Origin of the sequence: Pseudomonas sp. HS6-2, from assembly GCF_049325675.2 — a bacterium.
Taxonomy (GTDB): domain Bacteria; phylum Pseudomonadota; class Gammaproteobacteria; order Pseudomonadales; family Pseudomonadaceae; genus Aquipseudomonas; species Aquipseudomonas putida_N.
This window is the reverse complement of the sequence record NZ_CM143906.1, coordinates 104,292-125,815: the sequence shown is the minus strand read 5'-3', so window position 1 is coordinate 125,815 and position 21,524 is coordinate 104,292. Positions and strand designations below refer to the sequence as shown.

Annotated in this window: 20 protein-coding genes; 6 read left to right on the top strand and 14 right to left on the bottom strand. The window is 61.4% G+C overall.

Annotated elements, in window-relative coordinates; genetic code table 11:
* Positions 1-28 precede the first annotated feature (28 nt).
* Positions 29-2,158 carry a catalase HPII gene (gene katE / locus ACOKS3_RS00590; protein WP_103448332.1) on the bottom strand — a complete coding sequence of 710 codons (2,130 nt, stop codon included), beginning with the start codon at positions 2,156-2,158 and terminating at the stop codon, positions 29-31.
* A 225-nt stretch (positions 2,159-2,383) separates the two neighbouring features.
* On the opposite strand from katE, the gene ACOKS3_RS00585 reads away from it, so the two are divergent.
* The 3 genes from ACOKS3_RS00585 (at position 2,384) to ACOKS3_RS00575 (ending at position 4,912) form a co-directional block, all read left to right on the top strand.
* A complete protein-coding gene (locus ACOKS3_RS00585) occupies positions 2,384-3,391 on the top strand; it encodes a methionine ABC transporter ATP-binding protein (protein ID WP_103448333.1) in 1,008 nt (335 codons plus the stop codon).
* Positions 3,391-4,062 carry a methionine ABC transporter permease gene (locus ACOKS3_RS00580; protein ID WP_103448334.1) on the top strand — a complete coding sequence of 224 codons (672 nt, stop codon included), beginning with the start codon at positions 3,391-3,393 and terminating at the stop codon, positions 4,060-4,062. The genes ACOKS3_RS00585 and ACOKS3_RS00580 overlap by 1 nt, the downstream gene beginning before the upstream one ends.
* Before the next feature lie 64 nt (positions 4,063-4,126).
* Positions 4,127-4,912 carry a MetQ/NlpA family ABC transporter substrate-binding protein gene (locus ACOKS3_RS00575; RefSeq protein ID WP_103448335.1) on the top strand — a complete coding sequence of 262 codons (786 nt, stop codon included), beginning with the start codon at positions 4,127-4,129 and terminating at the stop codon, positions 4,910-4,912.
* 120 nt (positions 4,913-5,032) lie between these two features.
* Here the strand turns inward: ACOKS3_RS00575 and ACOKS3_RS00570 are convergent, their stop codons facing one another.
* Genes ACOKS3_RS00570 through ACOKS3_RS00550 form a run of 5 tightly spaced genes read right to left on the bottom strand, consistent with a single transcriptional unit; the run spans position 5,033 to position 8,916 of the window.
* Positions 5,033-5,665: an SCO family protein gene (locus ACOKS3_RS00570; protein WP_103448336.1), complete on the bottom strand. Its 633-nt coding sequence runs from the start codon at positions 5,663-5,665 to the stop codon at positions 5,033-5,035.
* The gene (gene cyoE / locus ACOKS3_RS00565) at positions 5,662-6,555 is read right to left on the bottom strand and encodes a heme o synthase (RefSeq protein WP_103448337.1); all 894 of its coding nucleotides are present in this window, start codon (positions 6,553-6,555) and stop codon (positions 5,662-5,664) included. The genes ACOKS3_RS00570 and cyoE overlap by 4 nt, the downstream gene beginning before the upstream one ends.
* Entirely contained in the window at positions 6,540-7,619 is a 1,080-nt protein-coding gene (locus tag ACOKS3_RS00560; protein ID WP_422764318.1) for a COX15/CtaA family protein, read from the bottom strand. Before ACOKS3_RS00560 ends, cyoE begins: the two co-directional genes overlap by 16 nt.
* A 9-nt stretch (positions 7,620-7,628) precedes the next feature.
* A complete protein-coding gene (locus ACOKS3_RS00555; protein ID WP_422764319.1) occupies positions 7,629-8,210 on the bottom strand; it encodes a hypothetical protein in 582 nt (193 codons plus the stop codon).
* Positions 8,179-8,916 (bottom strand): SURF1 family protein, encoded by a 738-nt coding sequence (locus ACOKS3_RS00550; protein ID WP_103448340.1) that lies wholly within the window; start codon positions 8,914-8,916, stop codon positions 8,179-8,181. The genes ACOKS3_RS00555 and ACOKS3_RS00550 overlap by 32 nt, the downstream gene beginning before the upstream one ends.
* A gap of 63 nt (positions 8,917-8,979) precedes the next feature.
* On the opposite strand from ACOKS3_RS00550, the gene ACOKS3_RS00545 reads away from it, so the two are divergent.
* The gene (locus ACOKS3_RS00545) at positions 8,980-9,183 is read left to right on the top strand and encodes a twin transmembrane helix small protein (RefSeq protein ID WP_060507818.1); all 204 of its coding nucleotides are present in this window, start codon (positions 8,980-8,982) and stop codon (positions 9,181-9,183) included.
* On the opposite strand, the gene ACOKS3_RS00540 is transcribed toward ACOKS3_RS00545, so the two are convergent.
* The 4 genes from ACOKS3_RS00540 to coxB are packed head-to-tail and all read right to left on the bottom strand — an operon-like array spanning position 9,184 to position 13,425.
* Complete coding sequence (locus ACOKS3_RS00540; RefSeq protein WP_103448341.1) at positions 9,184-10,071, bottom strand: cytochrome c oxidase subunit 3; 888 nt, start codon at positions 10,069-10,071, stop codon at positions 9,184-9,186.
* Positions 10,072-10,087: 16 nt separating this feature from the next.
* Positions 10,088-10,654, bottom strand: a complete 567-nt coding sequence (locus tag ACOKS3_RS00535; RefSeq protein ID WP_103448342.1) for a cytochrome c oxidase assembly protein — start codon at positions 10,652-10,654, stop codon at positions 10,088-10,090.
* Between the two features lie 10 nt (positions 10,655-10,664).
* The gene (gene ctaD, locus ACOKS3_RS00530) at positions 10,665-12,254 is read right to left on the bottom strand and encodes a cytochrome c oxidase subunit I (protein WP_060483857.1); all 1,590 of its coding nucleotides are present in this window, start codon (positions 12,252-12,254) and stop codon (positions 10,665-10,667) included.
* A gap of 43 nt (positions 12,255-12,297) precedes the next feature.
* Positions 12,298-13,425, bottom strand: a complete 1,128-nt coding sequence (coxB, locus tag ACOKS3_RS00525; protein ID WP_103448343.1) for a cytochrome c oxidase subunit II — start codon at positions 13,423-13,425, stop codon at positions 12,298-12,300.
* Between the two features lie 368 nt (positions 13,426-13,793).
* Here coxB and ACOKS3_RS00520 point away from each other — a divergent pair, with 368 nt between their 5' ends.
* Together ACOKS3_RS00520 and ACOKS3_RS00515 are read left to right on the top strand one after the other, a co-directional pair.
* Positions 13,794-14,438 carry a hypothetical protein gene (locus tag ACOKS3_RS00520; RefSeq protein ID WP_103448344.1) on the top strand — a complete coding sequence of 215 codons (645 nt, stop codon included), beginning with the start codon at positions 13,794-13,796 and terminating at the stop codon, positions 14,436-14,438.
* Positions 14,439-14,545: 107 nt separating this feature from the next.
* Complete coding sequence (locus tag ACOKS3_RS00515; RefSeq protein WP_103448345.1) at positions 14,546-15,628, top strand: hypothetical protein; 1,083 nt, start codon at positions 14,546-14,548, stop codon at positions 15,626-15,628.
* 2 nt (positions 15,629-15,630) lie between these two features.
* Here ACOKS3_RS00515 and ACOKS3_RS00510 read toward each other — a convergent pair whose 3' ends face one another.
* From ACOKS3_RS00510 to ACOKS3_RS00495, 4 genes are all read right to left on the bottom strand, one after another.
* The gene (locus tag ACOKS3_RS00510; protein WP_103448346.1) at positions 15,631-17,148 is read right to left on the bottom strand and encodes a SulP family inorganic anion transporter; all 1,518 of its coding nucleotides are present in this window, start codon (positions 17,146-17,148) and stop codon (positions 15,631-15,633) included.
* Between the two features lie 195 nt (positions 17,149-17,343).
* The gene (locus ACOKS3_RS00505; protein WP_103448347.1) at positions 17,344-18,063 is read right to left on the bottom strand and encodes a carbonic anhydrase; all 720 of its coding nucleotides are present in this window, start codon (positions 18,061-18,063) and stop codon (positions 17,344-17,346) included.
* Between the two features lie 293 nt (positions 18,064-18,356).
* On the bottom strand, positions 18,357-19,415 hold the full coding sequence (locus ACOKS3_RS00500) for a PA0069 family radical SAM protein (RefSeq protein ID WP_103448348.1): 1,059 nt from the start codon (positions 19,413-19,415) through the stop codon (positions 18,357-18,359).
* Positions 19,416-19,494: 79 nt separating this feature from the next.
* The gene (locus ACOKS3_RS00495) at positions 19,495-21,504 is read right to left on the bottom strand and encodes a M3 family metallopeptidase (protein ID WP_422764320.1); all 2,010 of its coding nucleotides are present in this window, start codon (positions 21,502-21,504) and stop codon (positions 19,495-19,497) included.
* Positions 21,505-21,524 lie beyond the last annotated feature (20 nt).

The following is a 21,524-nucleotide window of genomic DNA, read 5'->3' as shown; positions in this document are numbered from 1 at the left end:
CTTTGCAGCCCCCTATACAAAGTAGCCCCTAGGCTGGGACAGCCTCGGCAGCTGCTTCCCGCTCCCAAACCCGATGCCCCTCGACCGCTTTGACAAAGGCATCCACAGCCTTTTTCTCATCCCCGAGCAGCAATCCCTTGTCTTCCTTGAGCCCAAGGCTATTCAACAGGTCCTTGGTCAACACCATCGCCTTGAGATGCTTGTAGCCCTCCAGCAGGAAGTGCTTGGCCAACCCACTTGAAGCCAAGGCCTTGTCCACACCCTTGGGCACTACAATCCCGTCGAACATGATCGACGGCATCCCCTCCATCGACGCATCCACCGCCAATGCCTTGCCATCCGCCGCCTTCACCGGCGCCGAAGTCGGCCCCAGCAGCATCGGCCTGGCGCTTTCGGCTTCCAGCGCCTTGACCAGTTTGTCGACGCTTGCGCCGTCTACGCCATCGGCTAACAGCACCGCGATCTTGCGTCCCTTGATGCCGACCACGCCAGGGTGGTTCATCTGGCTCAAGGCCGGCGATTTTGCCAGCTGGCTACCCTTGACCTGCACCGTACCGGCCTTGGGCGCCGGCAAGCCAAGGTTGGCAGCGACAGCAGCGGCCAGCTTCAGGTCGATGTTGGCAAGAATCTCATTCACCTGGCGCGCGCGAATGTGCTCCCGCTCCACCTTCCCCAGCTCAAAGCTGTAGGCCTTGATGATGTGCTGTTGCTCGGTCGGGCTCATGCTCTGGAAGAACAGCCGCGCCTGCGAGAAGTGATCACCGAACGACTCGCTGCGCTGGCGGATCTTGTGCGCGTCGATGCGCTCCTGGTAGCTCTCGAAGCCCCCATCCTGAGCAGCCGGTGGCGTTTCTTTCGGCCAGCCGCTGTCGATCGAATTGGGTTCATAGGAAGCTCGCCCCTTGTGCACCACATGCTGGTGCAGCGCATCGCGCTGATTGTTGTGGTTTGGCGCAACGGGCCGGTTGATGGGGATCTGGTGGAAATTCGGCCCGCCAAGGCGGCTGATCTGCGTGTCGGTGTAGGAGAACAGCCGGCCCTGCAGCAACGGATCATTGGTGAAATCGATCCCCGGCACGATATGGCCAGGGCAGAAAGCAACCTGCTCAACCTCGGCGAAGAAATTGTCCGGATTGCGGTTGAGCACCATTTTACCCAGTGGCGTAACCGGCACCAGCTCTTCGGGAATGATCTTGGTCGGGTCGAGCAGGTCGAAGTCGAACTTGTGTTCATCCGCCTCCGGTACGATCTGCACGCCCAGTTCCCATTCCGGATAATCGCCGGTTTCGATGGCTTCCCACAGGTCCCGGCGCTGGAAGTCGGTGTCTTTGCCTGCAAGTTTTTGGGCCTCGTCCCACAAAAGCGAGTGCACGCCCTGGCGCGGCTTCCAGTGGAACTTGACGAAACTCGCCACGCCTTGGGCATTGATAAGGCGGAAGGTATGCACGCCAAAGCCTTCCATCATCCGCAGGCTGCGCGGAATGGCGCGGTCAGACATGGCCCAGATAACCATGTGGGCGGATTCGGGCACCAGCGAGACGAAGTCCCAGAAGGTATCGTGGGCCGATCCACCGGTGGGGATTTCATTGTGTGGTTCCGGTTTTACCGCGTGCACGAAGTCTGGGAACTTGATGGCATCCTGGATGAAGAAGACCGGCATGTTGTTACCCACCAGGTCGAAATTGCCTTCATCGGTATAGAACTTCACGGCGAACCCGCGCACGTCGCGCACCGTGTCGCCCGACCCGCGCGGACCTTGCACGGTGGAAAAACGCACGAACACCGGGGTGATCTTTTCCGGGTTTTGCAGGAAGCCCGCCTTGGTCAGCTCGGCGTGATTGCCGTAGCTCTGGAAGAAGCCATGCGCGCCGGTGCCACGGGCATGCACGATACGTTCAGGGATGCGCTCGTGGTCAAAATGGGTGATCTTCTCGCGCATGATGAAGTCTTCGAGCAGCGACGGTCCGCGCGGGCCGGCCTTGAGCGTATTCTGGTTGTCGGCGATGCGTACGCCCTGGTTGGTCCGCAGGGCCTGGCCGGTGGCATCGCTGCGCGCCGCCTCCAGGGCCTGCAGTTTGCTGTTGGTATTGGCCCGGTCGGGGGTGTCGGTACCGGCGAGCTGGCTCTGTTTCGGCGAATCCGGTTTCTTGCTGGGCATCACGGCTCTCCTTATCAGTCTTCAGGCGTGCCCGTCTCGGGCTTGTGCAAGTAGTGACTGGAGGACTTTGTCGAGCGTTCAATCAGGATTACCGGTTGTCGCGATATGCCCGAAGGATTGGTGCATTACGAAATAAATGCTAAGAACAGCTATGGGAAAAGGCTAAAATGCGCGACCCCAGCTAACCGCTGCCCCAAATTCCATGCGCCCCACAAGGTTCGCTACGTGATCGAGTTCCAACAGGTACACAAGACCTACCGCGTTGCCGGTAGGGAAATCCCCGCACTGAATCCGACCAGCCTGACCATTGAAAATGGCCAGGTGTTCGGCCTGATCGGCCATTCCGGCGCCGGCAAGAGCACCATGCTGCGCCTGATCAACCGCCTCGAAGAGCCTTCCGGCGGCACGATCATCGTCGACGGCGAAGACGTTACCGCGTTCAACGCCAGCCAGCTGCGCGGCTTCCGCCAGCAGGTCGGGATGATCTTCCAGCACTTCAACCTGCTGGCGTCCAAGACTGTCGCCGACAACGTCGCCCTGCCGCTGACCCTGGCCGGCGAGCTGTCGCGCAATGAGATCGACAAGCGTGTCACCGAGCTGCTGGCCCGTGTCGGCCTGCAGGACCACGCCAGGAAGTACCCGGCGCAGCTTTCCGGCGGCCAAAAGCAGCGCGTCGGCATCGCCCGCGCTCTGTCGACCAACCCGAAGATCCTGCTGTGCGACGAAGCCACCAGCGCCCTCGACCCGCAGACCACCGCTTCGGTGCTGCAGCTGCTGGCCGAGATCAACCGTGAGCTGAAGCTGACCATCGTGCTGATCACCCATGAAATGGACGTGATCCGCCGGGTCTGCGACCGCGTGGCGGTGATGGATGCCGGTCAGATCGTCGAGCAAGGCCCGGTGGCCGATGTGTTCCTGCACCCGCAACATCCGACCACCAAGCGTTTCGTCCAGGAGGATGAACAGGTCGACGAAGGCGAGCAGCGCGATGACTTCGCCCACGTGCCAGGCCGTATCGTGCGCCTGACCTTCCAGGGCGATTCCACCTACGCCCCGCTGCTGGGCACCGTGGCCCGCGAAACCGGCGTGGACTACAGCATCCTCGCCGGGCGCATCGACCGCATCAAGGATGTCCCCTATGGCCAGCTCACCCTTGCCCTGATCGGCGGGGACATGGAAGCGGCGTTTGCCCGCTTCAAGGCAGCTGACGTACATATGGAGGTACTGCGTTGATGGACGCCCTGAATTTCTTCGCCAACGTCGACTGGGCCGAAATCTGGCTGGCCACCGTCGATACCATGATCATGCTGTTCGGCTCGCTGTTCTTCACCGTGCTGCTGGGCCTGCCACTGGGCGTGCTGCTGTTCCTCTGCGGGCCGAAGCAGATGTTCGAGCAGAAGGGCGTGTACGCGCTGCTGTCGCTGATCGTCAACATTCTGCGCTCGCTGCCGTTCATCATCCTGCTGATCGTGATGATTCCGTTCACCGTGCTGATCACCGGCACCTCGCTGGGTGTCGCTGGTGCCATCCCGCCGCTGGTGGTGGGTGCCACGCCGTTCTTCGCGCGCCTGGTGGAAACCGCCCTGCGTGAAGTGGACCGCGGCATCATCGAGGCCACCCAGTCGATGGGCGCCACCACCCGCCAGATCATCACCAGCGCGCTGCTGCCGGAGGCCCGCCCGGGCATCTTCGCGGCGATTACCGTCACCGCCATCACCCTGGTGTCTTACACCGCCATGGCCGGTGTGGTCGGCGCTGGCGGCCTGGGCGACCTGGCCATCCGCTTCGGTTACCAGCGCTTCCAGACCGACGTGATGGTGGTGACCGTGGTGCTGTTGCTGGTGCTGGTTCAAGTCCTGCAGAGCGTGGGCGACAAACTGGTCGTGCATTTTTCCCGTAAGTAACCCCAATGGGGTCGGCCCGGCCGACCCGTTCGGGGGCCGTCGCGGCCCTCACAAGGAGTGATTCATGAAGAAGCTGCTTGCTGTTGTCGCCGCTGTGGCGGCCCTCTCGGCCAACGCCGACGAAGCCAAATCCCAAAGCCTCACCGTAGCCGCCACCCCGGTGCCGCACGCCGAGATCCTCAACTTCGTCAAGCCTCAGCTGGCGAAAGAAGGCGTAGACCTGAAGGTCAAGGAATTCACCGACTACATCCAGCCGAACGTGCAGGTGGCCGAGAAGCGCCTGGACGCCAACTTCTTCCAGCACCAGCCATACCTGGATGAGTTCAACAAGGCCAAGGGCACCAACCTGGTCAGCGTTGCCGGCGTGCACATCGAGCCGCTGGGCGTGTACTCGACCAAGATCAAGAAGCTCGACGAACTGTCCTCCGGCGCCACCGTGGTCATCCCCAACGACGCCACCAACGGCGGCCGCGCCCTGCTGCTGCTGGACAAGGCCGGCGTGATCAAGCTGAAGGACAACACCAACATCCTGTCCACTGTGAAGGACGTTGCCGAAAACCCGAAAAGCGTGAAATTCCGTGAGCTGGAAGCGGCCACCATCCCGCGCGTGCTGACCCAGGTCGATATCGCCCTGATCAACACCAACTACGCGCTGGAAGCCAAGCTGAACCCGGAGAAAGACGCTCTGGCCATCGAAGGCAAAGACTCGCCTTACGTGAACATCCTGGTTGCCCGCCCGGACAACAAGGACTCGGACGCGATGAAGAAGCTGGCTGCTGCACTGCATTCGCCTGAGGTGAAGCAGTTCATCAACGAGAAGTACAAAGGCGCTGTGGTGCCGGCGTTCTAAGCCAAACAATCGCGCTGGACTCTTTGCGGGGCAAGCCCGCTCCTACAAGACTGCACAAGGCCATAAGCCAGCGCGGTACCTGTAGGAGCGGGCTTGCCCCGCGAAGCTTTTAAAGCCCCGTCAATCCCGCTTCACAAGCCCTGGCAGTTGCGCCACCAGCTTCTGGTTGTTGAACGGCGCACGAATGAACCCGCGCTGACGCCCATCGGGCCCAACGACTGCCAGGTTGCCGCTGTGATCCACGGTATACCCCGGCTTGCTGGTATCGGCCGGGATGAACGGAATGCTCAAGGCATTGGCCAGCTTCTGGGTATCTTCGATCGACCCCGCCACCCCGACGAAATCCTTGTCGAAATAGCCCAGGTACTGCTTCAGTTGGTTCGGCGTATCGCGGTTCGGGTCCACGCTCACCAAAACCACCTGCAGCCGGTCCACGGCCTCCTTGGGCAGCTCGCTCTTCACCTGACGCAGCTGGGCCAGGGTGGTCGGGCAGATGTCCGGGCAGTAGGTGTAGCCGAAGAACAGCAGCGACCATTTGCCCTTCAGGTCGTCCAGCTGCACCGGCTGGCCATCCTGGTTGGTCATGGTTACGTCGGCCACCGCGCGGCTCTGCGGCAACAGAATGATGCCGGCATCGATCAGCTCGGTCGGGTTGAGCTGGCCCCGTTCACTGAGCACCTTGTTGACGGTAAGGCCCAGGATCAGCGCGACCAGGGCGACGAGGATGAAGACGGTTTTCTGGGTTCGGGTCATAGATTCAGCAACAGGTAGTGGTCAACGAGCAACGCGATAAACAGCGCGAACAGGTAGCCGATAGAGTACTTGAAGGTGCCGATCGCCGCGTGCGGCCGGCTGCCACGGTACAACACCCATGCCCATTGCAGGAAGCGCAGGCCCAGTACCAGGGCGCAGGCCAGGTACAACAGGCCGCTCATGTGGATGGCAAACGGCAGCAGGCTGACTGCCAGCAATATCAGGCTGTACAGCAGGATATGCAGTTTGGTGTAACGCTCACCGTGGGTAACCGGCAGCATCGGGATATCGGCCTTGGCATATTCCTCCTTGCGGTGGATGGCCAGCGCCCAGAAGTGCGGTGGCGTCCAGGCGAAGATGATCAGCACCAGCAACAGGGGCTCGGCGCTGACATGGCCGCTCACTGCGACCCAGCCCAGCAGCGGCGGTGCGGCGCCTGCCAGGCCGCCAATGACGATGTTCTGAGGCGTGGCACGCTTGAGAAAGCCGGTGTAGAGCACCGCATAGCCGAGCAGGGAAGCCAGGGTCAGCCAGGCGGTGAGGGCGTTGGTAAAGACCAGCAGCAGGGCCATGCCAAGCAGCGCCAGAGCCAGGGCGAACAGCAACGCCGGCACAGGTTCGACCCGGCCTTGAGCCAATGGCCGCTTGTGGGTACGCGCCATCAATGCGTCGATGCGCCGGTCCACCACATGGTTGACCACTGCCGCGCTGCCCGCACACAGGGCGATACCCAGGTTGCCGAACAGCAGCACACTCCAGCTGACCCCAGCGCGGGTCGCCAGGAACATGCCCGCCAGCGAGGTGATCAACATCAAAACCACCACCTTGGGCTTGGTCAGCTCCAGGTAATCGCGCCAGCCGGCACGCCGTGCGCTCAGAAGCGTCGCCACGAATCGTTCCTCATGTGATGGTTGATGCTCACTCCGGCCACAGGCCGCAGGCGCCAGCCCTGCCCGACGCCGACGCGGACCTTGTCGACCACGCGGATGCGGTAGTTCACCAGTACCATGCTCAGCAGCAGCAACGCTCCGCCCGCGTTATGCGCGACGGCCACGGCCAGCGGCAGGTGGAACAGCACGTTGCTGATCCCCAGGCCGACCTGCACGGCCAGCGCCAGCAGCACCAGCCGCGACAGCCCAGTGAGGCCACAGCGGTAAAGCTTCCAGCTGAGCATCAGCAGCACACAGGTCACCAAAAGCGCGCCCAGACGGTGGCTGATGTGGATGGCCGTGCGTGCATCGCTGTCCAGCTGCCCACCCAAGTAGTTGGGGCCGACGTGCTGGCTGAGGTGGAAGCCGTTGCTGAAATCGGCCGCCGGCCACCACTGGCCATGGCAGGTGGGCAGATCGATGCAGGCGACCGCCGTATAGTTGGCACTCACCCAGCCGCCCAGGGCGATCTGGCCGATCACCACCAGCAAGGCCAACGCGGCTATCCGCCGTAGACTGAGCGGTAGCTTTGGCAACGGCGCAAAGGCCCGGGATAGACGCAGGGACAGCAGGAACAGCAGGCTCAAGGTGGTGAAGCCACCCAGCAGGTGCGCTGTGACCACTTGCGGCCACAGCTTGAGCGTGACGGTCCACATGCCGAACGCTGCCTGCGCCAGCACCACGCCCAGCAACAACAGGGGCAGGCGATAGGGCTGGCCATCGCTGGCATGTCGGCGCAGCGCCTGCAAGGCGAGCAGGGCGATCACCACGGCGAGGGTACCGGCAAAGTAGCGGTGGACCATCTCGGCCCAGCCCTTGGCCTCTTCCACCGGGTGGTCCGGGAAGTGCAGTCCGGCATGGGCCAGCTGCGCTTCGCTACTGGGCACGCTGATGAAACCATAGCAACCCGGCCAGTCGGGGCAGCCGAGCCCGGCGTGGGTCAGGCGGGTGTAGGCACCGAGCAGGACGACCAGCAGTGCCAGCAAGGTAGCGAACACAGCGATGCGGAATCCGGGTCTGGCCATGGCAGGCTCCTAGCCGATGTTGGACAGCTTGAGCAGGTGACGCAGGTCATCGAGCACGTGCTTGCCGTTGACCTTGCCGTCGTAGCGCAACACCAGGTTGCCGTGCGGGTCGACTATCCACAGTTGCGGACCGGTCTCGCCAACCTTCTGCAGGTAGCGCTGTGCATCAAGTGGATAGCGTTGCAGCTGTGGATACTCACGCCCCAGCAGCGCCTGATAGTCGCTGTCCAATGGCTGGGCGGCAGCCAAGGCGTGGCTGGCACGGCTGGCGTCGCGGCCCAGACCGACCTGAATCTGCCGCACCAGGTACACCAGGCGCTGGCACTCCTCGGTGCAGGCCTCGGGCGCGCTGACCAGCAGTTGCCAGCGTTCGTCCTCGCCGGCAATGCCGATATCGGCGCGGCTCTCGCCGTTGCCGATCATCACGCCGTGGTAGCTGCGGCCGTCCGGTACCCAGAACTGGAGCTTGTACATGCAGGTCGCCAGGATCATCGGCCCAAGCACTACCAGCAAAATCAGAATCAGCTGCAAACGCCCGCGGGCTGTGGGCTTGCCACGTTCAGGCACGTCCAGTCGAGTGGCGGTGGCCATGCTGTTTCTCCTTGTTGTTGTGCCAGCCGAAGTAGAGGTAGAGCAGCACCAGCGCAGTGGCCAGGGCGAACCACTGCACGGCGTAACCCAGGTGTTTTTCCGGACCCATGGCGACTACCGGCCAGTCCAGTCGATAAACAGCCGGGCCGGGCTCCAGGCGTAACTCATGGGCGAAGCCTTCACGACCGAGCTGCTGCCACACTTGCGCAGCGTCGACCGCGGTGAGCAGGTGCGGCCATTGCCCCCCGACCGGGTCGGGGTGCAGCTGGAAGGTGCTGCCCGGTGCCACATACACCGACGCGTTCAGCGTCAGTACCTGGTCGGGGGTATCGAAATGCACCGGCACGCGGCGGTCTGGCCAAGGTAACCAGCCGCGGTTGACCAGCAGCCACAGGCCACTGGCCTGGTCATGGAAGGCTTGCAGCAGCTCGACGCCGGCCTGGCCGTCACGCATGCGGTTGTCCAGCAACACGCTGTGCTCGGCGTCGAAGCGGCCATAGAGATGCACACGGCGGAAGGCAGTGTCCTGGGTCTGCAGCAACTGGGTGGTGGCCAGCGGGGCCTCGACCTCACGCTGGGCATAGGTCTCCAGCAATACGCGCTTCTCTTCGGCCCGGCCGAGTTGCCAGCAGCCAAGTGCGATCAGCCCCGGCAGCAGCGCAAGCACCACCAGGGTCGGTATCCAGCCTGGGCGAAACCGCCTCATCGCAGCCTCGCCGGGCCAATCGCTATACTTATCCACATCACCGCATCCCCCCGGAGTATCGCCATGCTCAAGGCCGCGATTGTCCTGATGCTGTTGGCCACGGTTGCCAGCCTGTTCAGTGGCCTGGTGTTTCTGGTCAAGGACGATGAAAACTCGACCCGCCTGCTTAAAGCCCTGACCGTGCGGGTGGCCCTTGCCACCCTGACCATCGGCCTGGTCGCCTGGGGTTTCATCAGTGGCCAGCTGGTGTCTCACGCACCGTTCTGATCACAGCACATACACAAAGATGAACAGCCCCACCCACACCACATCGACGAAGTGCCAATACCAGCTTGCCGCCTCGAACCCGAAGTGTTTTTCGGGGTTGAAGTGCCCGCGCAGGATGCGCACGAACATCACGATCAGGATGATCGTGCCCAAGGTCACGTGGGCCCCGTGGAAACCCGTGAGCATGAAGAACGTCGCGCCATAGATGCCCGAGCCCAGGGTCAGCCCCAGCTTGGTGTAGGCCTCGTGGTACTCGTAGGCCTGCAGCGTGATGAAGCTGATGCCCAGCAGGATGGTCAGCGCCATCCAGAATTTCAGCGGGCCTCGATGGTCACGGCGCAGGGCGTGGTGAGCGATGGTGATGGTCACGCTGGAGCTGACCAGCAAGATGGTGTTGATCAGCGGCAGGTGCCACGGGTCGATCACTTCCTTGGGCGGCGGGAACAGTTTCGGGTCGGGCGTGTGCAACAGCGGCCAGGTGAATTCGAACGTCGGCCAGAGCATGTGCGCAACACCTTTGGCCCCTTCACCGCCCAGCCACGGCCCGGCCAGCACACGCACGTAGAACAGCGCGCCGAAGAAGGCCATGAAGAACATCACTTCCGAGAAGATGAACCAGCTCATGCCCCAGCGGAACGAGCGGTCCAGCTGCGGGCTGTACAGCCCGGCACGGCTCTCGCGGACCACCGAGCCGAACCAGCCGAACAGCATGTAGGCCAGGAACAACGCGCCGACGAAGAAGATCAGCGGCCCGTGTGATGACGGGTGGCCGGCCTTCATGTCGTTGAACCAGGTACCTAGGCCGAACACCGTGATGAACATGCCAATGGTGGCGATGATCGGCCACTTGCTCTGCGCCGGAACGTAGTAGTGCTCATGACTTGCCATTGCTGTTCTCCTTCCCTCAGCGGGCGCCCTGGACGTCCTGTACCGCGGCATGGGCGACCGGCGGATGACGTGCAGTGATGTCGAACAAGGTGTAGGCCAGTGTCAGGTGCTTCACGCTTTCCGGCAGGTCGCGGTCGACGATGAAGCGCACCGGCATCTCGATGCGTTCGCCGGGCTGCAGCACCTGCTGGGTAAAGCAAAAGCACTCGGTCTTGTGGAAATACGCCGCGGCCTCGGCCGGGGTGATGCTGGGTATCGCTTGCGCACTCATCGGCCGGTTGGTCGGGTTGTGCGCGACGAAGATCATCTGGTTCACAGACCCCGGGTTGACCTCGAGTTCGTCGCCCTTGGAATAGAAGTCCCAGACCATGTCGGCGGCGTTGGTCGACATGAACTGCACCCGCACCGAACGCGTCGGGTCACTGACCTGGCTGCCCTCGTACTGCCCACCGGTCTTGCCGTTGATGCCGAAGGCCTTGCACATCACGTCATACATCGGCACCAGGGCAAACCCGAAGCCGAACATCACCACCGTCAGCAGCAGCAGGCGGGTGACCAGGCGCTTGAGCGACGAGCCTTTCATGGCGAGGCTCCTATTTCACTTCCGGCGGAGTCTGGAAGGTGTGATACGGCGCCGGCGAGGGGATCGACCATTCCAGGCCCTCGGCGCCATCCCAGGGCTTGGCCGGTGCCGGCGCGCCGCCACGAATGCACTTGATGACGATGAACAGGAAGAACAGCTGCGTGGTGCCGAACAGGAAAGCGCCAATCGACGAAACCATGTTGAAGTCGGCGAACTGCAGGTTGTAGTCGGGAATACGCCGTGGCATCCCGGCCAGGCCCACGAAGTGCATGGGGAAGAAGGCCATGTTCATGCCGACGAACGACAGCCAGAAGTGCAGCTTGCCGAGGGTTTCGTCATACATGTGGCCGGTCCATTTCGGCAGCCAGTAGTAGGCCGAGGCAAAGATGCCAAAGATCGCCCCGGGCACCAGCACATAGTGGAAGTGCGCCACCACGAAGTAGGTGTCGTGGTACTGGAAGTCCGCCGGGGCGATGGCCAGCATCAACCCGGAGAAACCACCGATGGTGAACAGGATGACGAAGGCGATGGCGAACAGCATCGGCGTCTCGAAGCTGAGCGAGCCTTCCCACATGGTGCTGACCCAGTTGAACACCTTCACCCCAGTGGGTACGGCGATGAGCATGGTGGCGTACATGAAGAACAGCTCGCCGACCACCGGGATACCGACCACGAACATGTGGTGGGCCCAGACGATGAACGACAGGAAGGCAATCGCGCCGGTGGCGTAGACCATCGAGGTGTAGCCGAACAGCGGCTTGCGCGAGAACGCCGGGATGATCGAGCTGACCGCGCCGAAGGCCGGCAGGATCATGATGTACACCTCGGGGTGGCCGAAGAACCAGAACACATGCTGGAACAGCACCGGGTCACCGCCACCGGCGGCGCTGAAGAAGCTGGTGCCGAAGTGGATATCCATCAGCATCATGGTCACCACGCCGGCCAGCACCGGCATCACCGCGATCAGCAGGAACGCGGTGATCAGCCAGGTCCAGACGAACAGCGGCATCTTCATCAGGGTCATGCCCGGGGCGCGCAGGTTGAGGATGGTGGCGATCACGTTGATCGCGCCCATGATCGAGCTGATACCCATCAGGTGGATGGCGAAGATGAAGAAGGTGACGCTGGCCGGGGCGTAGGTGGTCGACAGTGGGGCATAGAAGGTCCAGCCGAAGTTCGGCCCGCCGCCGGGGCTGAACAGGGTCGAGACCAGCAGCAGGAACGCCGCTGGCAGCAGCCAGAAGCTGAAGTTGTTCATCCGCGGCAGGGCCATGTCGGGTGCGCCAATCATCAGCGGGATCATCCAGTTGGCCAGGCCGACGAAGGCCGGCATCACCGCACCGAACACCATGATCAGGCCGTGCATTGTGGTCATCTGGTTGAAGAACGCCGGCTCGACGATCTGCAGCCCGGGCTGGAACAGCTCGGCGCGTATCACCATGGCGAACGAGCCGCCAAGCAGGAACATCATGAAGGCGAACCACAGGTACATCGTGCCGATGTCCTTGTGGTTGGTGGTCAGCACCCAGCGCATCAGGCCCTTGGCCGGGCCGTGTGCGTGGTCATGGCCTTGGGCGTGGTCGTCGATCACTGCACTCATGTCCTGTCTCCTGCAATCCGCTGATTGCCGCGCAAAACCCGGTTCACTTGGCTTCTGCCTGCTTGAGCGCCAGCACGTCCTTCGGCGTGACCATGTCGCCCTTGTTGTTGCCCCAGGCGTTGCGCTCGTAGGTGACCACGGCGGCGATGTCGACTTCCGAGAGCTGCTTGCCGAACGCGGCCATCGCCGTGCCCGGGCGGCCGTGGTACACCGTGCTCAGGTGCTCGTCCTTCGGCCCGGTGGCCACTTTCGAACCCTTGAGCGCAGGGAACATCGGTGGCAGGCCCTGGCCCTCGGCCTGGTGACAGGCCACACAGGTGGTGTGGTAGACCTTGTCGCCACGCTCGACCAGTTCTTCGAGCGTCCAGTCCTTGCTGGTCAGTTCCTTGAGCTTGGCCGCCTCGGCCTTGCGTTCGCCGAGCCAGGTGTCGTAATCGGCCTTGGACTTGACCTCGACCACCACCGGCATGAAGCCGTGGTCCTTGCCGCACAGCTCGGTGCACTGGCCGCGGTAGATGCCGGGCTTCTCGATACGGGTCCAGGCTTCGTTGACGAAGCCTGGGATGGCGTCGCGCTTGACCGCGAAGGCCGGCACCCACCAGGAGTGGATGACGTCGGCGGCGGTCACCAGGAAGCGCACCTTGGCACCGACCGGCAGCACCAGCGGCTGGTCGACTTCAAGCAGGTAGTGCTCGTCCTTGGGCGCCTTGTTGTGGATCTGATCGGCGGGGGTGGCCAGGTTGCTGAAGAACTCCACGTCCTGGCCCAGATATTTGTAGTGCCATTTCCACTGGTAGCCGGTGACCTGGATGTCGATGTCCGATTCGCTGGCGTCGTAGATGTCGATCAGGGTCTTGGTGGCCGGAATGGCCATGGCCACCAGAATCAGGAAGGGCACGATGGTCCAGAGGATTTCCACCCAGGTGTGCTCGTGAAAATGCGCTGGCTGCTGGCCGGTGGAACGGCGGTGAATGACCATGGACCAGAACATCGCACCGAAAACCACGATGCCGATGATCACGCAGATCCAGAAGATCGTCATGTGCAGGTCGAACACAGCGTTGGAGACTTCCGTCGCCCCCGGGTGCATGTTCACGGTCCAGGCAGCGTTGGCCTGACCAAAAACCGACCACAACAGGAGGCCCATCCAGACATGTGGATGTCGCATCATTGCGGGTTCCCCTTCTCGTTCTTGTAGTCCCGGAGGCGTGGCCTGCGGCAAGAGGGAACGGCGGTCAAGACTGCCTGGCTTCGACGACCGAGCCCCTGCAAAAGCAGTCGGGCCTCATCAACGAATCACGTTCAACGGGAGTATAGACAGCGACCAACGGCACGCAACGACGCTGGTGAAATGAACTTCAAGAAATGCGAAAGGCCGTGCAAAAGCCCGAGCTTGAGGGGTTATGGCAAAATAATGGCAATGCGATATGCCGAACTGCGCACACGTTTGCGAGGTTTATAACAAATGCGTCTTAGGTATTCTGTATACCGAGCTAATTTAGTGTCTTCCGTTTGAAACGTCTTGTCCCTGGAGTTGTCATGAACATCGCTGCTGTACGCGAGCAGATTAGCCAAGCCCACGACCACGAAGGCCGCACCGGCCAACTGAAAGAGCGTCTCGAGCTGCAACTGCCTCACCTGCACCCCTCGATCAAACTGCCTGAGCAGGACGCCCAGGGTACTTTGGCGCGCTTCGTCAGCGCTTACATCGATCAGGTCCCGGAGCTGCTGGATGCCGCCTACCACGTAGCCCGCGAAGCGGGGATCGAATCCCAGATAAAACCCGTACTGAAGATTGCCGAAGCCTATTTCCTGCGGCCGCCGAGCGTGATGCAGGGGCATGTGGGGCTCGATTGCCTGCTGGATGAGGCCTACCTGGCGCACCGCCTGGTGGAGGAGGTCAACGACCTGTACATCCGCCACTTTCAGCAACCACTGATTCCGGTCGACACCACGGTGGCCAACCTGATCGCCCACCAGCTGATCGGCGAAACCTTTGCCAATCAGCTGGATGAGGTAGTGCACCACTCGCTGGAAGAAATGCTCGATGACGACAGCTTTGCCGCAGAATCGGTGGAAGCCTATCGCGAAACCCTCCGCAGCCCGCAGACGGGTGAAGCCTGGAAGCGCTGGCCGTGCCTGTCGCGCCAGTTGAACGTGGAGTTTGGCAAGACCAACGCCTGACTCTACGAACCGGCTAGGGAAAGCGCTCCCGCTGCTGCCCCCCACCTCAGATCATTACTGTCATCCGGCCGCCTCTGGGCGGCCTTTTCCATTTAAAGGTGATGACAATGACGATCAGAAGAAACCGGATCTACACGGACCTGTTGCGGGGTACCTATCGCACAATATGGGGCAACTGGGGCCTCAATCCCTCCATCAAGCCCGGCGCAGTCGGCATAATCGATTCCGACTCCGGCGACTTCAAGCTTGTGGCCGATTGCCTGCCCGGCGTCCAGATCAGCAAGAACCAGCAAAGCCGGAAGTGGGATTTCAAATCCACTGGCGTGGCGTGCAGGAGCGTCAGCGCCAATGTCGGAGGGGTGATCTTTGACCCGAACACCGGTGCCGAAGTCAAACCTGATGCCGCACTGGAATGGACTTTCGACAAGGAGAACTCCATTACTTCGGAGTTCGCGATCGCCGGTGAGCACGCCATCAGCAACCTTTCCGTGCTGGACGACCAGTACGATTGGCTGCTCTCCCAGGCGCACAAGTTGAACATGGCGACCGCAGCCGGCATCTCCGAAGGTTTTGGCGTGGTGACCTCGGTCATCTACGCCAGCAGCGGGCTGAATGCAGTATCGAAGAAGAACAACGCCAGCTTCACCGTTTCAGGCAGCGCAAGCGGCCTCAACCGCCTGCTCGGTGAAGAAGGCATCAATGGCAAAGGCAAGGCGAGCTACGTATTCACCAGCAACTCCAGTGAAGTGGAGACGCATACCCTACCGGCAAAAAGCGGTGAAGTGGCAACTGACCCCCTGCCAATCGCTTATACCTTTGCCTCGTTTGCAGGCAGCCGGGTGCTGATTCCGAGTTGGGTCGGCAAGATCGGCGTTTTGAACCTGCTGATTGATAGCAAGGCTTCGTCCTTCACCACCTACACCACCAAGGTCACACTGACCTACCAGACACCCGCCGGCCCGGTCGAAGATTCCAGGACCGTAATCTGTGGAAGCTCAACCAGCTTCGGCGAAATTCCCCTCACTGCCACCGAGATGGTGTTGACTGCAGAGTTCATCAATATCGGCTCCAACACCCGCAAGTCGATGCGGTGGAACACGCCCGCCAGCGAGTGGCTGGGCGGCACCCGCACCGTGAACCTGACAGGTACATGGCCGGGTGCACCGGAGATGACCGAGCTCAAGCACTGACCTCAGGCGCCAGCAACGCTACGCAAACGGCCTTCCACCCTGCGCTTGAGCCCTCGCTGTTCGATACGCAGGCTGGAGCCGCTGGTCTTGCTCCAATCCTCCAGCAGTTCCAGGCATGAATGGTCGATGTAGGTCAAGTTGGCCAGCGGCACATGCAAGGTGGTACCGGCAGGTACGCTTTCGAGCACCTGAGTCAACGCTGGCACCTTGAGGAACGTTGCCGCCCCGCTCAGGCGCAGCTCCATATGACCACGGGGTTCCAGCTGGACAAGGCAGATCTTCAGGCGCGCTGCCTTGAATGCCAACTTCAGCAATGTCAGCGCGAAACCCAACAGTACACCGGTCAAAAGGTTAGTGAAGATGATCGCCATGGCTGTCGCCACATAGGTGAACATCGGCATCCGACCGTAGCGGCCCAAATTTCGCAGCGCCTTGAAATCGACCAGTTTGATACCGGTGTAGACCAGCACGCCTGCCAGGCTCGCCACCGGAATCTGCTGCAGTACCGTACTCAGCACCACCACGAACGCCAGTAACCACAACCCATGCAGGATCGCCGAGGCCCGGGTTTGTGCCCCGGCCTGGACATTGGCCGAGCTGCGAACGATCACGCCGGTCATCGGCAAGGCTCCCAGGAGCCCGCAGAGCATATTGCCGATCCCCTGGGCCGAAAGCTCACGATCAAAATCCGAGCGCTGGCCACTGTGCATGCGATCGACCGCAGCGGCCGACAACAAGGTTTCGGCACTGGCGATGAACGCTAGCGCAAAGGCGGCAACCAGCAATGTCGGGTCAGCCAGTTTCATGAGGTCATCGGGGCGAATCCAGTCGATGGCTTCGGTCAAGTCCGCTGGCACCTGCACACGGTTCACCGGCAGCGCCAGCCACATGGCGATAGCGGTCATCGCCGCCACGCCCAGCAAGGCGCCCGGAACGAACCTTAGCCGCTGTGGCCGCAACCGCTCCCAGGCCCACATGATGGCAATGGTACCCAGCCCTAGCGCACCGGCCATCCAGCCGGAACCTGCATTTTCCAACGGCAGGGCAGCACTCACGGTAGCGGGAAACTCCAGCAGGTTCTGCAGACCCGACGGCTGTGGCGCCGTGTCGAACATTACATGCACCTGCGACAATACGATCAGCACCCCGATGCCAGCGAGCATGCCGTACACCACTGCTGGCGCCGTGACACGGAACCAGCATCCCAGGCGCAAGCGCCCGGCCAGCAATTGCAGAATCCCCGCCAGCAGCAGGATGGGCCCAAGCATGGCCATGCCGTGCTGACGCACCAATTCGAATACCAGCACCGCCAGGCCCGCCGCCGGGCCGCTCACCTGCAACGGCGAGCCCGCCAGGAAGCCGACCACGATACCGCCGATGATACCGGTGATCAGGCCCTTGGCCGGCGGCATGCCCGAGGCGATCGCAATGCCCATGCACAACGGCAGGGCGACCAGGAAGACCACCACCGACGCCAGCAACTCACGCGGCAGGGCCGCTTTCAACTGTGTAATGTTCACCGTGTTTCTCCTTTCTCTGACGCACGGCCATTCCCCTGGCCGTGGGCACGTTTGGTCCCTGACGAACGCGCAGGCGCGGGCCGCCAGCGGGAATCGCCGGCAGGGTAGTCAGGGCATTTTCAAGGCAGCCGAAGGCCGCGCCGCACCCGCGTTGGGTGCAGCCGGCTATTCAAGATTCAGCTGTGGACGGGTCGCTTAGTAGCGGCCTCTCGGAGTGGCGCAGGGCACGGGCTCGCCTGCGGTCAGTGGCATGAAGCTGTCACTGGCTGCGTCGTAGGCTTCGATCTTGCTGGTCTCGATGTCGTAGATCCAACCGTGGATGAACAGCTCACCCGCTGCCAGGCGCGAAGCCACCGACGGGTGGGTGCGCAGGTGATGCAGCTGGGCGATGACGTTTTCCTTGGTCAACACCTGCATGGTTTCGTGCTCGCTGCCGCACGAGCAATTGTTCTCGACCACGGTGCGGGCCACTTCGGCGTGACGCAACCAGGCGGAAACGGTCGGCATCTTGGTCAGCGATTGCGGGTTCAGCACGGCACGCATGGCACCGCAGTCGGAGTGGCCGCACACAATGATGTGGTGCACCTTCAGCGCCAGCACCGCGTACTCGATCGCGCTGGAAACGCCGCCGTTCATCTGGCCATATGGCGGAACTACGTTACCGACGTTACGGGTCACGAACAGGTCGCCCGGCGAGCTCTGGGTAATCAGCTCGGGGACGATGCGTGAGTCGGCACAGGTGATGAACATGGCGCGCGGAGTTTGCGCAGTGGCGAGCTTCTTGAACAGCTCCTGCTGCTCGGGGAAGACGTCATGGTGAAAGCGCAGGAAGCCGTCGACGATGTGCTTCAGAGCGGCATCGGCGCTCTCCGCTGGAGCTGGCGGAACGACCTTGGATGGGTCCTTTACGGGCATGATTCATCCTCTTGACGGTGTGAAGGTAAATCCATTTTACCGGTGAAAGATTCTGGCTATGCGCAGATTTAGATGACGCGCACAGGCGATAGATCACAGTCGTCGCTGACTGGATTCCTACGCTAGCGGGTAAAACTTAACTGAAACTTAATTCGAAGGCTCTAGAACAGGCGTTCCAGATCGAAAAGGCGGGAGCTGAATAATAGCAAAAAAGCATCAGCTGCCAAGAGCCATTACTCAGATTATTTGCTTGAATGAGTGACACTGGGGATGCCGGCAGGCGCCACTTGCAGTCAGAACAACGCCATCTGACCACCGGGCGGGCAAAAGGCCGAGCAATCCAATGCCTGCGCTTCCCGCCCCTCGAAGTTCAGCCGCTTCATCGCCCTGGCAAAGCGCTGCGCCAGAAGCTCGGCAAACACCCCCTCACCACGCATCCGCGCACCGAAGCGGCTGTCGTAAAGTTCGCCGCCACGGCACTGGCGAATCAGGCTGAGCACATGGGCCGCCCGCTGCGGGTAATGTTCCTGAAGCCACTGCTCGAACAATGGTGCCACTTCCAACGGCAGGCGCAGCATCATGTAGGCAGCGCTCTGAGCACCCGCTTCCTTTGCAGCCTCCAGCAGGTGTTCCAGTTCACTGTCGTTGATCATCGGAATCATCGGCGAACACAACACGCCCACCGGTACCCCGGCTTCGCGCAACACACGAATGGCCCGCAACCTGGCATTGGGTGAAGCCGCGCGAGGCTCGAGCACCCGCTTGAGGTCGTTGTCCAAGGTTGTGAGGCTGATCATCACCCGCGCCAGACGCTGGCTGGCCATCTCGGCCAGCAGGTCCAGGTCGCGCAGTACCAGCGCGCCCTTGGTGACGATGGTCACCGGATGGCGAAAGCGCAAAAGGACTTCCAGCAACCGTCGCGTCAGCTGCTGCTCGCGCTCGATTGGCTGGTAAGGGTCGGTGTTGGAGCCCAGGTTGATCGGCGCGCAGACATAGCCCGGTTTGCTCAACTGCTGCGCAAGCACTTCGGCAGCATTAGCCTTGGCGATCAGCTTGGTCTCGAAATCCAGCCCTGGGGAAAGGTCCCAGTATGCATGTGAGGGACGGGCATAACAGTAGATGCAGCCATGCTCGCAGCCACGATAAGGATTGATCGAGCGGTCGAAGGGCAGATCGGGGGAGGTATTGCGACTGATGACGGACTTGGCTATCTCGACGCGCACCTCGGTGCCCTGGGTGAGTGGCACTTCCTGATACCAACCATCGTCCTCGACCACAGAGCGGGACGAAGCGAAACGGTTGTGTGGTTGCAGGACAGTGCCACGCCCTTTCTGCGACATGGGAATCATCATGGACGCCACCTAAACTGTATTTATATACAGTATAGTTTTCGCGCGGCGCACACCAGCGCCGCCGGTCACCGCAACGGCATCAGGCCAGCCCCGTCCACTTCAGGAATCGTGTCGTATCCGCCGGTCGGCCCAGGAACGATTCGATACCCTGCAAGAACGGCCGAGATACGGACGGTGCAAGAACCTCATCCAGCAATGCTCGACCGGTTGGCTGATCCAGCAAGCCTGCCGCTTCGAACCGACTGAACAGGTCCCACGCATGGACATCCGCCCAGAGGTAACCGAAAAAGCCGGCATCGTAACCCGTCACCAGATGAGTGAAACCGTGCAGCGGTTTCTCGAAACCTTTCAACGGCCATAGCCCGGTGCGCAGATGGCTGTCAGTCACGAGACGGGAAAGGTCCACTCCGTTGGTGGCCGATCGGTGCAAGCCCAGATCGAGAAGCGCCCGGCCCAGGAGCGTCGCGCTTGACCGGGCATTGTCGCCTTGCAGTTTGTCCAGCACGGGCTTCAGTTCAGCGCTGCTCAACTTTCGACCGTCCTGGTAGTGAGCAGAGATACTTGCCAGGTAGTCGGCATCCCAGACCCAGCACTCGAAGAGCTTCGATGGAACTTCCACCCCATCGCTACCCAGCCGACGCGTGTCGGAGAGCAGGTGATTGTTCGTGCTGACCAGCAGACTGTGCAGGGCGTGACCAAACTCATGGTAGAGCTTTCTGAGCGCCAGGTGGTCCAACAACGGAGGGCGACCATCAATACCCTGAGGTATGTCGCTGTACACGGCAACCACGACACGGTGATAACGCCCCTCGGCATCTACCCGTCGATGCCAATGGGTCACGGTCTTGACCGTGTCAGGTGCTTTGCCATCGTGCTGCAGGGCATCCAGATAAAGATGACCGATCGTTGCATGATCCTTGACCACCTCAAAGACGATTACGCTGGGATGCCAGGCGTTTGAGTCATTCAACTTCTGCAACTCAACGCCAAAGAGCCGCCTGGCCATCTCGCGCAGCGCCGCCACCACAACTTCGAACGTGAAGTATTCCTGCATGGTTGCCTCCGAAAGCAGGCTCTCGGAGCTAAGGGCATTGGCGTACAGATACTCGATATCCCAAGGTTCGAGGGTATCAATACCATGTGCTGCCGCATGCGGCTCTATTGTGCCTCTAGCAGCCGACATGGCCGGTTTCATCCGATCTTCCAGACTTTGCAGAAATGCCTCCAGCCGGGCAACAGTGCCGATGCTCTTGGTCTGCACACTCAGCTGCACATGGTCCTCGAACCCCAGCAAACGTGCCTTTTCATTTCTCAGTTCAACGAGTTCCCGAATCACTTCACCGTTGTCGAGCGCAGGGTCGTCGCTGACGCCCTGTAAATGGTAGGCACGATAAACCTGTTCACGCAGCGACCGATCTTTTGCAAATTTGAGGACGTGGGTGAAATTTGCTTCGTCGCAGGCGATCACCCAACCGGAAAGCTTTGCGGCCTGCGCAACCGAGCGCATCTGCCCCTGTTGTTGGCCGGCAATCCCTTCAAGTCGGTTTTCATCCGTAACGTGCACGGCAAGGGATGCAACGGCGGAGTCGACGTTGGTCAGGAATCGTGTCGTAAGCTCGCCTATTCGCTTTTCCAGTTGTTGCAGGCGGGCTTTGTCTTCCGTGCCCAGGTGTACGCCGCCGTTCTTGTATTCCTGAAGGATCAGCGCCAGCGTCGCTTGCTTGCGCGAATCCAGATGCTGGCCCACTGCGCTGTTGGCCAAACGAACATAAAGTTGATACAGCTCGACATTTCGCAGCTTCTCTTTGAAGCACCCATCGGCCTCGAGATAGGTCTTCTGGAACACCTGCCGCCACTCATCACTATGGTTGGCCATGGGCGCAAAGTCATAGAAAGTGCCTTGCAGATCGGCGTCGAGCGCATCGACGGCAAGGACGAGATCGTCCCAGGTGGGTAATGCGGCCTGATGCTCGACAACCGCTTCGATGCCCAGACGATAGTTGGCAATGCTGGTTTCAATAGCGTGCAGGGCCTGATCGGGAGTGACCTGCCGGTAATCCAGTAAATTTGCAGCGTGCAACAGTGCCATGACAGTACCTGACGGGATGC